The sequence below is a fragment of the Bacillus sp. RO2 genome, from assembly GCF_012911845.1.
In the GTDB taxonomy this organism is placed as follows: Bacteria; Bacillota; Bacilli; order Bacillales; family Bacillaceae_I; genus Sutcliffiella_A.
Window position 1 is genome coordinate 14,090 of record NZ_JAAXCU010000052.1, and the last position, 13,544, is coordinate 27,633.

Annotated in this window: 9 protein-coding genes; all 9 read right to left on the reverse strand. The window is 41.8% G+C overall.

Annotation, left to right across the window (positions count from 1 at the left end; all coding sequences use genetic code 11):
• Nucleotides 1-11: 11 nt before the first annotated feature.
• The gene (locus HF078_RS17505) at nt 12-290 is read right to left on the reverse strand and encodes a DUF503 domain-containing protein (protein ID WP_060665935.1); all 279 of its coding nucleotides are present in this window, start codon (nt 288-290) and stop codon (nt 12-14) included.
• A complete protein-coding gene (gene infB / locus HF078_RS17510; RefSeq protein WP_169292311.1) occupies nt 287-2,437 on the reverse strand; it encodes a translation initiation factor IF-2 in 2,151 nt (716 codons plus the stop codon). The genes HF078_RS17505 and infB overlap by 4 nt, the downstream gene beginning before the upstream one ends.
• A gap of 17 nt (nt 2,438-2,454) precedes the next feature.
• Entirely contained in the window at nt 2,455-2,754 is a 300-nt protein-coding gene (locus tag HF078_RS17515) for a YlxQ family RNA-binding protein (RefSeq protein ID WP_169292312.1), read from the reverse strand.
• On the reverse strand, nt 2,747-3,034 hold the full coding sequence (gene rnpM / locus HF078_RS17520; protein WP_010193317.1) for an RNase P modulator RnpM: 288 nt from the start codon (nt 3,032-3,034) through the stop codon (nt 2,747-2,749). The genes HF078_RS17515 and rnpM overlap by 8 nt, the downstream gene beginning before the upstream one ends.
• A gap of 22 nt (nt 3,035-3,056) precedes the next feature.
• Entirely contained in the window at nt 3,057-4,181 is a 1,125-nt protein-coding gene (gene nusA / locus HF078_RS17525; RefSeq protein WP_168863763.1) for a transcription termination factor NusA, read from the reverse strand.
• An 89-nt stretch (nt 4,182-4,270) separates the two neighbouring features.
• Nucleotides 4,271-4,741 (reverse strand): ribosome maturation factor RimP, encoded by a 471-nt coding sequence (rimP, locus tag HF078_RS17530; RefSeq protein WP_010193320.1) that lies wholly within the window; start codon nt 4,739-4,741, stop codon nt 4,271-4,273.
• 758 nt (nt 4,742-5,499) lie between these two features.
• Nucleotides 5,500-9,801: a PolC-type DNA polymerase III gene (locus HF078_RS17535; RefSeq protein ID WP_481748030.1), complete on the reverse strand. Its 4,302-nt coding sequence runs from the start codon at nt 9,799-9,801 to the stop codon at nt 5,500-5,502.
• 133 nt (nt 9,802-9,934) lie between these two features.
• Nucleotides 9,935-11,620: a proline--tRNA ligase gene (locus HF078_RS17540; RefSeq protein WP_169292314.1), complete on the reverse strand. Its 1,686-nt coding sequence runs from the start codon at nt 11,618-11,620 to the stop codon at nt 9,935-9,937.
• A 659-nt stretch (nt 11,621-12,279) separates the two neighbouring features.
• Nucleotides 12,280-13,539 (reverse strand): RIP metalloprotease RseP, encoded by a 1,260-nt coding sequence (rseP, locus tag HF078_RS17545; protein ID WP_169292315.1) that lies wholly within the window; start codon nt 13,537-13,539, stop codon nt 12,280-12,282.
• Nucleotides 13,540-13,544 lie beyond the last annotated feature (5 nt).

The window sequence follows — 13,544 nt, forward strand, 5'->3', positions numbered from 1 at the left end:
CTTTCACCCCTTTAAAGCCAATCAAGCGAAGTTTCTGCCCGTTCTATCTCTGGAAAAGAATCCAGGTAGTCGAGTACTTTTTGCAATTCTTTTTCGGTGATGGATTTAGAAGAAGAGATGGATACTATGCCAATCTTCGTCCGTTGCCATACGTCTTGATGATCAATCTCTGAGATAGAAATGTTGAACTTTTGCTTCAGCCTTGTCATTACACGCTGAAGGACTGCTCTTTTTTCCTTCAAAGATTGAGCATCATAGATCATACAGTCACACTCTATATATCCAATCATTTTCTTTCAATTTCTTGCATTACGTACGCTTCGATGATGTCGCCTTCTTTAATGTCGTTAAAGTTCTTGATTGTTACACCACATTCGTAGTTTGTCGCAACTTCTTTCACATCATCTTTGAAACGCTTGAGTGTATCAAGTTCCCCTTCAAAAATAACAATTCCGTCACGGATTAGACGAATGCTGGAATCACGCGTGATCTTACCTTCTGTTACGTATGCACCAGCGATCGTTCCAACTTTTGAAACTTTAAATGTCTGGCGTACTTCTACTTGACCGATGACTTTTTCTTCAAATTCTGGATCAAGCATACCTTTCATTGCCGCTTCAATTTCTTCAATCGCTTTATAGATGATACGGTGCAGACGGATGTCAACACTCTCAGCATCAGCTGTACGTTTCGCACCTGCATCAGGGCGAACGTTGAAACCAATGACAATCGCATTGGATGCAGAAGCAAGGATAATATCAGATTCTGTGATGGCTCCAACGCCCGTGTGAATGATTTTCACTTTAGCGCCTTCTACATCAATCTTCTGTAGGGACGCAGCCATTGCTTCTACAGAACCTTGAACGTCCGCTTTCACAATCAAGTTGATTTCTTTCATTTCACCTTGTTTGATTTGTTCGAACAAGTCATCAAGTGTTACACGTGTCTTTTCGCTGCGTTGTTCTTGAAGTTGCTTTTGAGCACGCGCTTCCCCTACGTTACGAGCTGTTTTCTCATCAGCAAAGACCATGAAGTTGTCTCCAGCTTGTGGTACTTCATTTAGTCCAGTGATTTCAACTGGTGTAGATGGACCAGCTTCCTTTACGCGGCGTCCAAGATCATTAACCATTGCACGAACACGACCGAACGTGTTACCTACTACGATTGGATCTCCGACACGTAGCGTACCTTTTTGAACTAGAAGGGTAGCGACAGAACCTCTTCCTTTATCAAGCTGAGCTTCAATAACTGTACCCTGTGCAGCACGTTTAGAGTTAGCTTTATATTCTTCTACTTCAGAAACAAGTAGGATCATTTCAAGCAATGTATCAATGCCTTCTCCACTTAAAGCGGAAAGTGGTACAAAGATAGTATCTCCACCCCAAGCTTCTGACACAAGGCCATGCTCTGTTAATTCCTGCATAACACGGTCAGGATTGGCAGCTTCTTTATCCATTTTGTTTACAGCAACGATAATTGGTACTTCTGCAGCTTTAGCATGGTTGATTGCTTCCACTGTTTGAGGCATTACACCGTCATCTGCTGCCACAACAAGGATTGTGATATCTGTCACTTGTGCTCCACGGGAACGCATAGTTGTGAACGCAGCATGTCCAGGAGTATCAAGGAACGTGATTTTTTTCCCTTGTTCCACTTCTACTTGGTACGCACCGATGTGCTGAGTGATACCACCCGCTTCACCTGCAGTTACCTTTGTATTACGGATGGAGTCAAGAAGCGTTGTTTTACCGTGGTCAACGTGACCCATAATCGTAACGACTGGAGGACGCTCTTCCATTACTTCTTCTGTATCTTCAGAATCGTATCCCTCAAAATCCGTTACTTCAAAGATGATTTCCTCTTCCACTTCCACATTGTACTCGCCTGCGATCAACTCAATGGAATCTTTATCTAAATCCTGGTTGATAGTCGCCATAACACCAAGCATTAAGAGCTTTTTGATAATTTCAGATGGCTCTTTGTTCAGTTTGTTCGCTAGTTCTCCAACTGTTAAGGAACCTGTGAAGGTAATTTTGGAAGGAGTTTCTTTTTTCTTTACTGGTTGTGGCGGAGCTTGATGTTGTCCGCGGTTTTGGTTTTGTTTACTGTTTTGTTTCTTTTTCCCTTTAGAGGAGTTATTGTTATTGCTGTTGTTAAATGGCTTTTTAGCTGAAGAGGTGTTTTTGCCTTTTCCGCCTTGGTTACCACCTTGAGATTGGTTGTTATTTTGTTTCTTAGGTGCAGAAGCAGTGTTTTGTGTTGCTGCTTTCTTTGGTGCTTCCGTTTTATTTGTGCCGTTCAGTTTTTGGATCGTGTCGTCGTCTAATGTTGCCATATGGTTTGATACCTCAATATTCATTTCTTTTAGTTTTGTAATGACATCTTTACTTGATACGTTCTTTTGTTTAGCGTATTCGTACACGCGTAATTTCGTCATACATTCACCCCCAAAGATTAATCGAGCATGGTGAGTAGTTTGTTGGCGAACCCTTCATCAAGAATGGCGACCGAAACTCTCGCATCTTTTCCTATCGCTCGACCTAACTCATACCGATCGTCTACCGTTCTAATCGGTACGTTATAGTACTTACATTTATCTTGTAATTTTTTCATCGTGTTGGCAGAAGCATCGCTAGCCAATAGCACCAACTTCGCCTTGCCTGCCCTCACTTCTTTAATGACAAGTTCTTCCCCTGTTATGGTCTTTCTTGCTCTAGTTGCAAGACCGACAATGGATAGCCATTGATTATTCATGTGTTGAGTTATTCTCCGTTTCTACCAGCTGAAGTAATTCATCATACAATGAATCATCAATCGCTACTTCCAGGTGACGGGCTAGGATGTTTTTCTTTTTGGCAAGGAGGATGCTCTCCTTGTTTCTCGCAAGATATGCCCCTCGGCCTGACTTTTTCCCTGTAGGGTCAATTGAAACTTCGCCTTCTTTTGAACGGACGATACGAATCAATTCCTTTTTAGGCTTTAGTTCTTGACTTGCCACACATTTCCGCATAGGGACTTTTTTGCGATTGTTCACCTGATTCACCTTCTTTTAAAAATCAGTCTTCAAAATTGTCATCGTCGTAGAATTCATTATCCATATCTTCTGTATCATTTTTTGATAAAGAAAGATTTGGGTAAATTCCTAGTTCTTCCGCTTCAGACTCACTCTTAATGTCGATTTTCCAACCTGTTAACTTAGCAGCAAGTCTCGCGTTTTGTCCTCGTTTACCAATTGCCAAAGATAGTTGGTAATCAGGTACGATGACTGTTGTTGCCTTTTCTTCTTCATTAACTTGAACTTCCAGTACCTTAGAAGGACTTAATGCATTAGCAACGAACTCTACAGGATCTTTTGACCATCTAACAATGTCAATTTTCTCTCCTTTTAATTCGTTCACAATCGCTTGCACCCTCTGTCCTTTCGGTCCAACACAAGCTCCTACCGGATCGATTTCCGGATTATCACAGTGAACAGAAATCTTTGAACGGTCTCCTGCTTCACGTGCAACGGATTTAATTTCTACAGTGCCATCATAAATTTCTGGAACTTCAAGTTCAAAAAGGCGTTTTAAAAGACCTGGATGAGAACGGGAAACAAAAATTTGTGGCCCTTTTGTGGTTTTTTCCACTTTAGTTAGGAACACTTTAATTCTATCATGAGGTTTGTAATGTTCATTAGGCATTTGCTCATTAACTGGCAACAATGCCTCAATTTTTCCAAGACTCACATAAATAAATTTAGAGTCTAGGCGCTGAACAATCCCTGTCATGATATCTTCTTCACGTTCGATATATTCAGAGTAGATGACTCCTCGTTCTGCTTCTCTTACTCGCTGCGTTACTACTTGCTTTGCTGTTTGCGCTGCAATACGACCGAAGTCTTTTGGTGTAACTTCAATCTCAAGTACATCATTTTCTTGGTAGTTTGGATTGATTTGACGCGCTTCTTGAACAGAGATCTCAAGACGAGAATCAAAAACCTCATCTACTACATCTTTTCTTGCAAATACGCGCATTGTTCCTGTTTCCAGGTTCATATCTACTCGTACATTTTGTGCTTGATTAAAGTTTCTTTTGTAAGCAGATATAAGTGCAGCCTCAATCGCTTCAATAATTACATCTTTGCTAATGCCCTTTTCCTTTTCCATCAGGGTTAAAGCATCAAATAACTCGCTGCTCATACAACCATGTCCCCCTTAATATACCTATCATTCATAATATTTTTAACCCATTACGTTTACACTGGTGTAATCGGTTTGTCTGGTTCTTTCTAGAACCTGACTGCCAAACGTGCTTTCGCTACTTTTGGATATGGAATGGAAACTTCCTTTTTACGTGTTTTTATAGTCATGGAGAGTTTGATTGTTTCTCCATCAAAATCCAGAAGATCACCTTCAAAGGACTTTAAGCCGTCGATAGGTTCATACGTTTTAATGTTGACATATTTACCAACCGATTTTTCGATGTCTTCCTTCTTCTTTAGAGGGCGTTCAGCACCAGGAGAGGAAACTTCCAGGAAATAGTTATGAGGAATAGGATCTAATTCATCAAGTTTTTCACTTAACTTTTCACTTACAGTTCCGCAATCCTCGATGTCTATGCCGCCTTCTTTATCGACGAATACACGTAAAAACCAAGAGGACCCTTCTTTTACATACTCAATATCCACTAATTCTACATTCATTTCTTTTACGATGGGAAGAGCTAGTTCTTCCACCGTTTCTGTAACATTTTTGCTCATCATTTTCCTCCTTCGCAAGCGCGAGACGATGTCTTTAAAATCTGAACAAAAGACCCTGCCGATAAGCAGGGAACCGTAAACAAGCAAGCTTATGTAAAGCTGATACGAAAATCTAACATTCCCTTTTTTCTCAATGTCATGAAAAAACAAGGTTGCCAGAAAAAACGGGAATACAATACGAAAGAGTGGGTTTCCCCACTCTCTGCTAATTACCTGTATATAGCATTTCCAATGTAAATATATCATATCCGTATGGAATATGCAAATCTTTCTAGTGTTTTCAGGGGGTTACGGCGCTTTCCGCTTTTAACTCCCTGTTAACTTCCGTTCCAGGTGTTCGCTTTCCTAGGGGCGGTGCTGGAGCCTCCTCGCTGCGTTGGAAGTCACTGAAAAAGTCTTAGATTTTAGAAGTTGTTAAACACCGCTGTGTATTTCCGCAAATGGCTTCGCTTTCCTAGGGGCGGTGCTGGAGCCTCCTCGGCTTCGCCTGCGGGGTCTCCACCTAGCACTATCTCCCTCAGGACAAGGAAGGCTTCGACAGAGAAACATCGCACGAAGAAAATGCGTAGCATTTTCGAGGAGTCTTCGCCTTTTGCTCCAATCAACAGCTGGAAATTACCAAGTACTATATCATATCATTTTTCCAGTGGCCGCCTTCGTTTCGGGGGCTTGACCTACCGCTATCTCCCTCAGGAGTCTCACACCTTGCACTACAGTTAACAGGGTGGATTGAATGAACCAGACATTTTTCATGAACATTAGAATAATGATAGTTGGTTTTGGTCTGGTAGGCCGGTTAGGCAGCCGTGATTGTCTAGGTACTCTAGGATTGTTTTGGAGATTCTGCCCCTTTGTTGCAGGTCTTCTTTGGATAAGAACTCTCCGTCTGCCCTTGAGTTCACGATGTTGATTGCTGCGTTTGTTCCAAGTCCCGGAATGGAGTTAAATGGAGGGATAAGCGAATCTCCCTCAATAAGGAAATCAGTGGCGCTTGATTTATATAAGTCCACCTTTTTGAACGAGTATCCACGTTCACTCATTTCCAATGCCAGTTCCATAACAGTGAGTAAGGACTTTTCTTTTGGCGATGCTTCTAAGCCCTTTGCATTGATTTCTTCTACTACCTTACGGATGGCTGCAGATCCCTTCACCATCGTATCGATATCAAAGTCATCTGCGCGGACTGTGAAATACGCTGCATAATACATTAGCGGGAAGTGCACTTTGAAATATGCAATACGCACTGCCATAAGTACATAAGCAGCAGCATGGGCTTTCGGGAACATGTATTTTATTTTCAAGCAGGAGTCAATATACCATGCTGGCACATCGTTTTTAATCATTTCCTCTTTAAACTCGTCTGACAGCCCTTTTCCTTTACGGACGGACTCCATGATTTTAAAGGCCATGGAAGGTTCAAGCCCTTTATAGATAAGGTAAACCATGATGTCATCACGGCAACCGATTACTTCACTTAGAGTACAAGTCTTATTATGAATGAGCTCTTGAGCATTCCCAAGCCAAACGTCGGTACCATGGGACAAACCAGAGATCTGTACTAACTCAGAGAATGTCGACGGTTTTGTATCTTCAAGCATCTGTCTAACAAACCTAGTACCAAACTCAGGTATCCCTAGGGTTCCTGTTTTACACATAATCTGTTCTTCTGTAACACCAAGTGATTCCGTTCCACTGAAAATCTTCATGACATACGGATCGTCTGTCGGAATGGTCTTCGGATCAATTCCGCTAAGGTCCTGAAGCATCCTGATTACGGTCGGGTCATCGTGTCCAAGGATATCAAGCTTGAGCAAGTTATCGTGAATTGAGTGGAAATCAAAATGTGTCGTTTTCCATTCTGATGACTGGTCATCTGCGGGATATTGGATTGGGGAGAAATCAAAGATATCCATATAATCCGGAACAACGATTATCCCGCCTGGATGCTGCCCAGTCGATCTTCTTACCCCTGTACAACCTGATGACAGTCTGTCCACTTCGGCTCCACGCAAGATTAAATTGCGGTCGTTTGCATATCCTTTTACATATCCATAGGCCGTTTTGTCGGCAACTGTACCTATGGTTCCCGCTCTGAATACATAATCCTCTCCAAACAGCACCTTTGTATAGTTATGGGCTCTCGGCTGGTATTCACCCGAAAAGTTCAAATCGATATCGGGTACCTTGTCTCCTTTAAAGCCAAGGAAGGTTTCGAAAGGGATATCATGGCCATCTTTTGTGTAGGCCTCGCCACAATTTGGACAGTCTTTGTTTGGCAAATCAAAACCAGAACCTACTGATCCGTCATCAAAGAACTCTGATTTTTTACATGACGGACATACATAATGAGGAGGCAATGGATTTACCTCTGTGATTTCGGTCATGGTTGCGACAAAGGACGATCCGACAGAACCACGGGAACCTACTAGGTATCCATCGTCTAGGGATTTTTTAACTAGCTTATGAGAAATCAAATAGATAACAGCAAATCCGTGACCGATAATACTTTTTAATTCCTTTTCAATCCGCTTCTCGACAAGCTCTGGTAGATCCTCGCCGTAGATACTTCTCGCCCTGGAGTAGCTCATCTCCCGGATTTCTTCATCTGCACCTTCGATTTTAGGAGTATACAGATCATCTTTGATCGGCTTGATTTCCTCAATCATTCCCGCTACTTTTTGGGTGTTGGTTACAACAATTTCTTTTGCTTTTTCTTCGCCAAGAAAAGAGAAGGCAGCAAGCATTTCATCTGTTGTCTTAAAGTGAACGTCTGGCAATTGATGCCTGTTCAAAGGATTTGCACCTGATTGAGAACGAACCAAAATCTCTCGGTGTATTTTATCCGTTTCTTTTAAGTAATGAACATTACCTGTTGCCACAACAGGTTTTTCAAGTTTTTCACCTAGCTTAACAATGTTGGTAATGATCTCTTTTAACGCTTTTTCATCCCTGACTAATTCCAGCTCCAACAAGTGAGCATAATTGCTTGGTGGCTGTACTTCGATATAGTCGTAGAATTCCGCAATACCCTCCACTTCATCTGGGGATTTTTGCATCATGCCTTCAAAGACTTCCCCCTTATCGCATGCTGTTCCGACAATAATTCCTTCACGTAGCTTTTGCAACTGTGACCTTGGAATTCTTGGAACACGGAAAAAATAGTTCATATGTGAAATGGATACTATTTTAAATATATTCTTCAGTCCTATATCATTGACTGCAAGCAAAGTGACATGAGAGGGCCTCGCTCGTTTGTAGGCATCTGTTGTACCGGAATGCTCATTCAATTCGTCATGAAATGTTATCCCTTTTTCCAACGCATCTTTTAGCATCTTGACTAGCAAATAACCTGTTGCCTCGGCATCATATATGGCACGGTGATGCTGGGTCAATTCAATATCAAACTTTTTACATAATGTATTTAGACGGTGATTTTTTAATGATGGGAACAGAAGGCGTCCCAATTCCAACGTGTCAATGACAGGATTCTTTGCTTTTCCTAATCCTATCCGTTGGAAACCAATATTCAAAAAGCCCATATCAAAGCTTGCATTATGTGCTACAAGAATGTCATCTTCCATCCAATGGGAAAATCGTTTTAACACATCCCCAACTTCCGGTGCGTCTTGTACCATGTCGTCCGTAATACCTGTTAGGTTGATCGTAGTTGCTGAGAGAGCATGGTGCGGGTTGGCAAAAGATTCAAAGCGGTCAATAATTTCGCCTCCTCTTACCTTTACTGCCGCAAGCTCGATAATAGTATCATACATGGCTGACAACCCTGTCGTTTCCACGTCAAAGACCACATAGGTTTCATCTGCAAGATTACGATGAGCAGGATTATAGGCGATCGGCACACCATCATCTACAAGATTGGCCTCAAGTCCGTACAGTATTTTGACACCATTCTTTTTCCCTGCTGCATATGCTTCTGGATAAGCTTGGGCTACTGCATGGTCTGTAACCGCTATAGCTTCATGTCCCCATTTTTTTGCTTGCGCCACCAGTGAGGATATGGAGCTAACTGCATCCATGGTACTCATCGGAGTGTGTAAATGTAGTTCTACCCTTTTCTCACCTTCAGGGGCTGTATCCAATATTTCTTTTCCATGAAATTCATTGATATCATTTGCCATCATGACAAGGTCACGTACAAATGTATCATTTTGGATGCTTCCTCTTACTTTCAGCCACATTCCCTTTTTGACCGCTTGTAATAGAGGCACATCTTCTTTATCACGTGAAAACATCTTGACCATGATAGAATTTGTGTAGTCAGTAATTTTAAAAGTCAGTAATGTTCTTCCGCTGCGGAGCTCTTTTGTTTCCGCATCAAAAACGTATCCCTGAACTGCTACACGTCTTTCTTCTTCCACGATTTCCGCCAATGTCTTAATTTCTGCATCGTCTTTAATCGTGTACCCGATCATAACCGGTCCACTTACGGAACCTTCGTCTTTAGAAGTTTCTTTTTTCTGCATTTCTGTGACAGCAGCCAATGCTTTTTGTTTATCTTCTTGTTGTTTTTGTTCGACAAACTGCTGATATTCTTCCTCAGAATGAGAAAGAGTTGTGTCTAATATGAAAGTAGGGAAGCCAAACCCTTCATAGATCGAGCATATGGTTGAGCTCAATTTCTTCTTAACAGCAATTGCTTCCGCTTCATTTCTTGCTTTTAACATAAGCTTGTTGCCTTGCAGGGCAGGTGTTTGTCCGTTCAGCAACATCATGAGAGGTGGAGAACCGCCTTGTAATTCCTTTAAGCAAATCGGCCAATAATCAGCGATATAGGAATCTTCAAACGAGCGGTCTTGCACTGTCAAAGTGAAGGATACATTTGCGATGTGCGCAAAGCTTTTAGTCAATTTTTCATAAAACAGCATATACACTTTCGCAGGTAAGATCTTTTCCAAAACGAAATGAAAGTGCCATCGTTTTGTTGTTTTTTCTACAGTAAGTTTTTCAATTCCAGCTTCTGCAAAGTAAGGAAATATATCATCACTTGTCATTTCGAGCTGTTGTAGCAATAGCCGCAATCTATCTTTTTTTTCTTGAGACATCTGGTCAAGCAAAATTCTGTCCCCTTTCCCTTGCATAGTCTATCTTTGTTATTTATTCTGTTAAGACATAATGGAAGGTACCACCAATATGGGGTACCTTCTTTTTAAAATACATGACCTATTGTACTATATTCTAACGTAGTTTTTGTATTAATTCTTCTATAGATAGTTCTTCCATTTCCCCTGTTTCTCTCCACTTGACTTCCACGATTCTTTCCTCTGCTTTTTTACCAACTGTCACTCGGACAGGAAGTCCAATCAAGTCTGCGTCAGTGAATTTAACACCAGGTCGTTCTTGGCGGTCATCCAACAGCACAGCCATTCCGGAATTCTTTAGTTCAGAGTAGATTTCATCTGCCAAAGAAGATTGAGCTTCATTTTTTGCATTTACAGGAATGACGTGAACATCGAACGGGGTTACCGCTTTTGGCCAAACAATTCCGTTTTCATCATGATACTGCTCTACGATTGCAGCAAGCACACGTGATACTCCAATACCATAGCAACCCATGATCATTGGTTGGTTTCTTCCGTTTTCATCAAGGAAGTTGGCTCCCATTGCTTCGCTGTAACGGGTACCAAGTTTGAAAATGTGACCTACTTCAATGCCTTTTGCAAATTTAATGACGCCTTGTCCATCAGGAGACAGGTCTCCTTCCTCAATAAATCGCAGGTCCATATATTGTGCGCTAAAGTCCCTACCTGGGTTAACGTTGATGTTATGAACGCCTTCTTCATTGGCGCCTGTTACAGCGTTAACTAAATACTCAACAGCTGTATCTGCAATGATTTCAACACTTTCAGGTACCCCTATTGGACCTAGTGAACCTATAGCACATCCCATCACCTTTTGAACTTCTTCAGCAGTTGCCGTCTCCACGACAGAAGCCTGATAGAAGTTTTTGACCTTTACGTCATTGATTTCGTGGTCACCTCTTGCTAATACAAGAACAAATTTCTCATCTACTTTAAAGACGATGGATTTAATCAAGTCAGATTTCTCCATTTGCAGGTAGCTTGCCACTTCTTCAATCGTTTTTTGGTCCGGAGTATTCACCTTTTCCATTTCACGTGCAGCTTCTGTTTTCTTTTCATAATTTGCAACGACAGGAGCCATTTCAATATTTGCTGCAAAGGAAGATTCCGTAGAATAAGCAATGGTATCTTCACCAATCTCAGATAGCACCATAAACTCATGTGTATCCTTTCCACCCATCGCTCCTGAGTCTGCAATTACAGCACGGAAGTTTAGTCCAAGCCTTGTAAAGATGTTGGAATAAGCAGTGAACATTTTTTCGTATGTTTCATCTAGTGATTCTGCATTTGCATGAAACGAATACGCATCCTTCATAAGGAATTCTCGCCCTCTTAATAGTCCGAAGCGCGGGCGTTTTTCATCACGGAATTTTGTTTGAATTTGATAAAGTGATAACGGAAGCTTTTTATAAGATTTCACTTCATCTCTGACAAGTGTTGTTATTATTTCTTCGTGGGTAGCTCCAAGGGCGAATTCACGGTTATGACGGTCATTTAGCCTCATTAATTCTGGACCGTAGGAGTACCATCTACCTGATTCTTGCCATAGTTCAGCAGCTTGCATTGCTGGCATTAGTAATTCCACTGCACCTGCGTTTTCCATTTCTTCTCTTACGATGTCTTCTACTTTCTTTAACACTTTTTTCCCAAGTGGCAGAAAGCTGTAGATACCGCTTGTGTTTTGTCGGATGTATCCGGCTCTTAGCAGTAGTTGGTGGCTTTTAACTTCCGCGTCTGCTGGGACTTCTCTTAGTGTTGGAATTAGCATGTTACTTTGTTTCATTTTTGCACCCCATAACCTTTTCTATAAAATTTATGTAATTTTTGGAATAACACTTAACTCCCTGTTTCCTTTCGTTCCAGGTGTTCGCTTTCCGCGGGACGATGCTTGAGCCTCCTCACTTCGTTAGAGGCTACTGAAAAATTATCTGAATTAAGGTTGCTGATTGGAAAACCGCTGTTGATTTCCGCAAATGGCTTCGCTTTCCTAGGGGCGGTGCTTGAGCCTCCTCACTCCGCTTCGGGGTCTCAACCTACCGCTATCTCCCTCAGGAGTCTTCGCCTTTTGCTCCAATCCACAGCTAAAGATTACTAGAACATAAAAATTTAGCTTTTCAGTGGCCTAGTGGGGTCTCAAACCCCCACGCAGGAGTCTCACACCTTGCACTTCAGTCAACAGGGTAAAAACTGATAAATATTAATTTTCACATTAAACTATCTAGTAAGATGATACCGTAGCTGTTGATTGGAGCACAGGGCGAAGACTCCTGCGGGAGGTAGCGCTTTGGGGAGACCCCGCAGGCTTGCCGAGGAGGCTCCACAAGCGCCTCGCGGAAAGCGAAGTCCTGTGAGGAAATCAACAGCGGTGTATAACATAACCTAAAATGAAAGAAAACTTGCACCACATTTCATGATGCAAGTCCATGTGCTTATGTTTCTATTTTACAGGAAGAACTTTTGAATGTCATTCCATGTTACAACAAGCATTAACAGCATTAACAGTGCAAAGCCGATAAAGTGGACAAGTCCTTCTTTATGGCGATCAACCGGTTTCCCTCTGACTGCTTCTGCTGCGAAGAACATCAATCTTCCACCGTCCAATGCCGGAATTGGCAGAAGGTTGATGATACCTAAATTGATGCTAAGGACCGCAGCCCATCTCATTAAAAGGAAAACGCCAGATTCTGCGACAACCTCTGTCGATTTATAAATACCTACAGGACCAGATAACATGTCTAGGGAGAATTGACCCGTGATCAATTTACCCAATCCTACTACGATCTCTTTCGACCAGTTATAGGTCTCAGAGGCAGCTTTCGGGAAAGATCCCCAGAAAGACTGTTCCATAGGCATGTAAACACCGATAATTCCGCGAGTTTCCCCTTCTATAGTTTCTGCTTTAGGAGTAACTGCGATCGTTTCGGATTGGCCTTCTCTTTCGATCAAGAAATCAAGTTCCTCGCCAGGATTCACTTGAATGATTTTGACTACTTCTTCCCACGTCGAAACTTCTGTATCGTTAATTGCAACCACTTTATCACCTTGTTGCAGACCAGCAGCCTGTGCAGCTCCATCAGGAGTTAATTCACCGATAACGGACTCATTGATTGGGTATCCTTGAACCATCCCAAGGAATGTGAAGATGAAAAATGCCAGTACAAAGTTCATCATAGGTCCGGCAAATATTGCCATCGTACGCTGACCTAGTGTCTTGGATCCGAATTGCCTGTTATAAGGGGCGTTTTGTATTTCCTGCCCGTCCATGACAAAATACGATTCCTCGCTTACTTTGTATTCCTTTAAGACTTCTTCTTCATTCATTTCATATCCTCTGATGACAAGTTCCTTCTCCAGGTCTGCATATTCAACCTCGATAACTTTTGCATCAGGGTGTTTATCTTTATTATTGACTACTACTTTGTTGACTTCTCCCATAGAGTTGAACAAGAGGCCAATATGATAGCCTGGTTTGATTTCAATGGTTTCGGGATCTTCACCAGCCATACGAACAAATCCGCCAATAGGAAGTAGCCTTATTGTATACACTGTTTCATTTTTCTTGAAAGAAAACACCTTTGGACCAAAACCTATTGCAAATTCTCTACAAAGTATACCGGCTCTTTTGGCGAATACAAGATGTCCAAGTTCATGGACAAAAACAAGTACTCCAAAAATAATAATAAACGCGATTACGGTATTCACTAGAT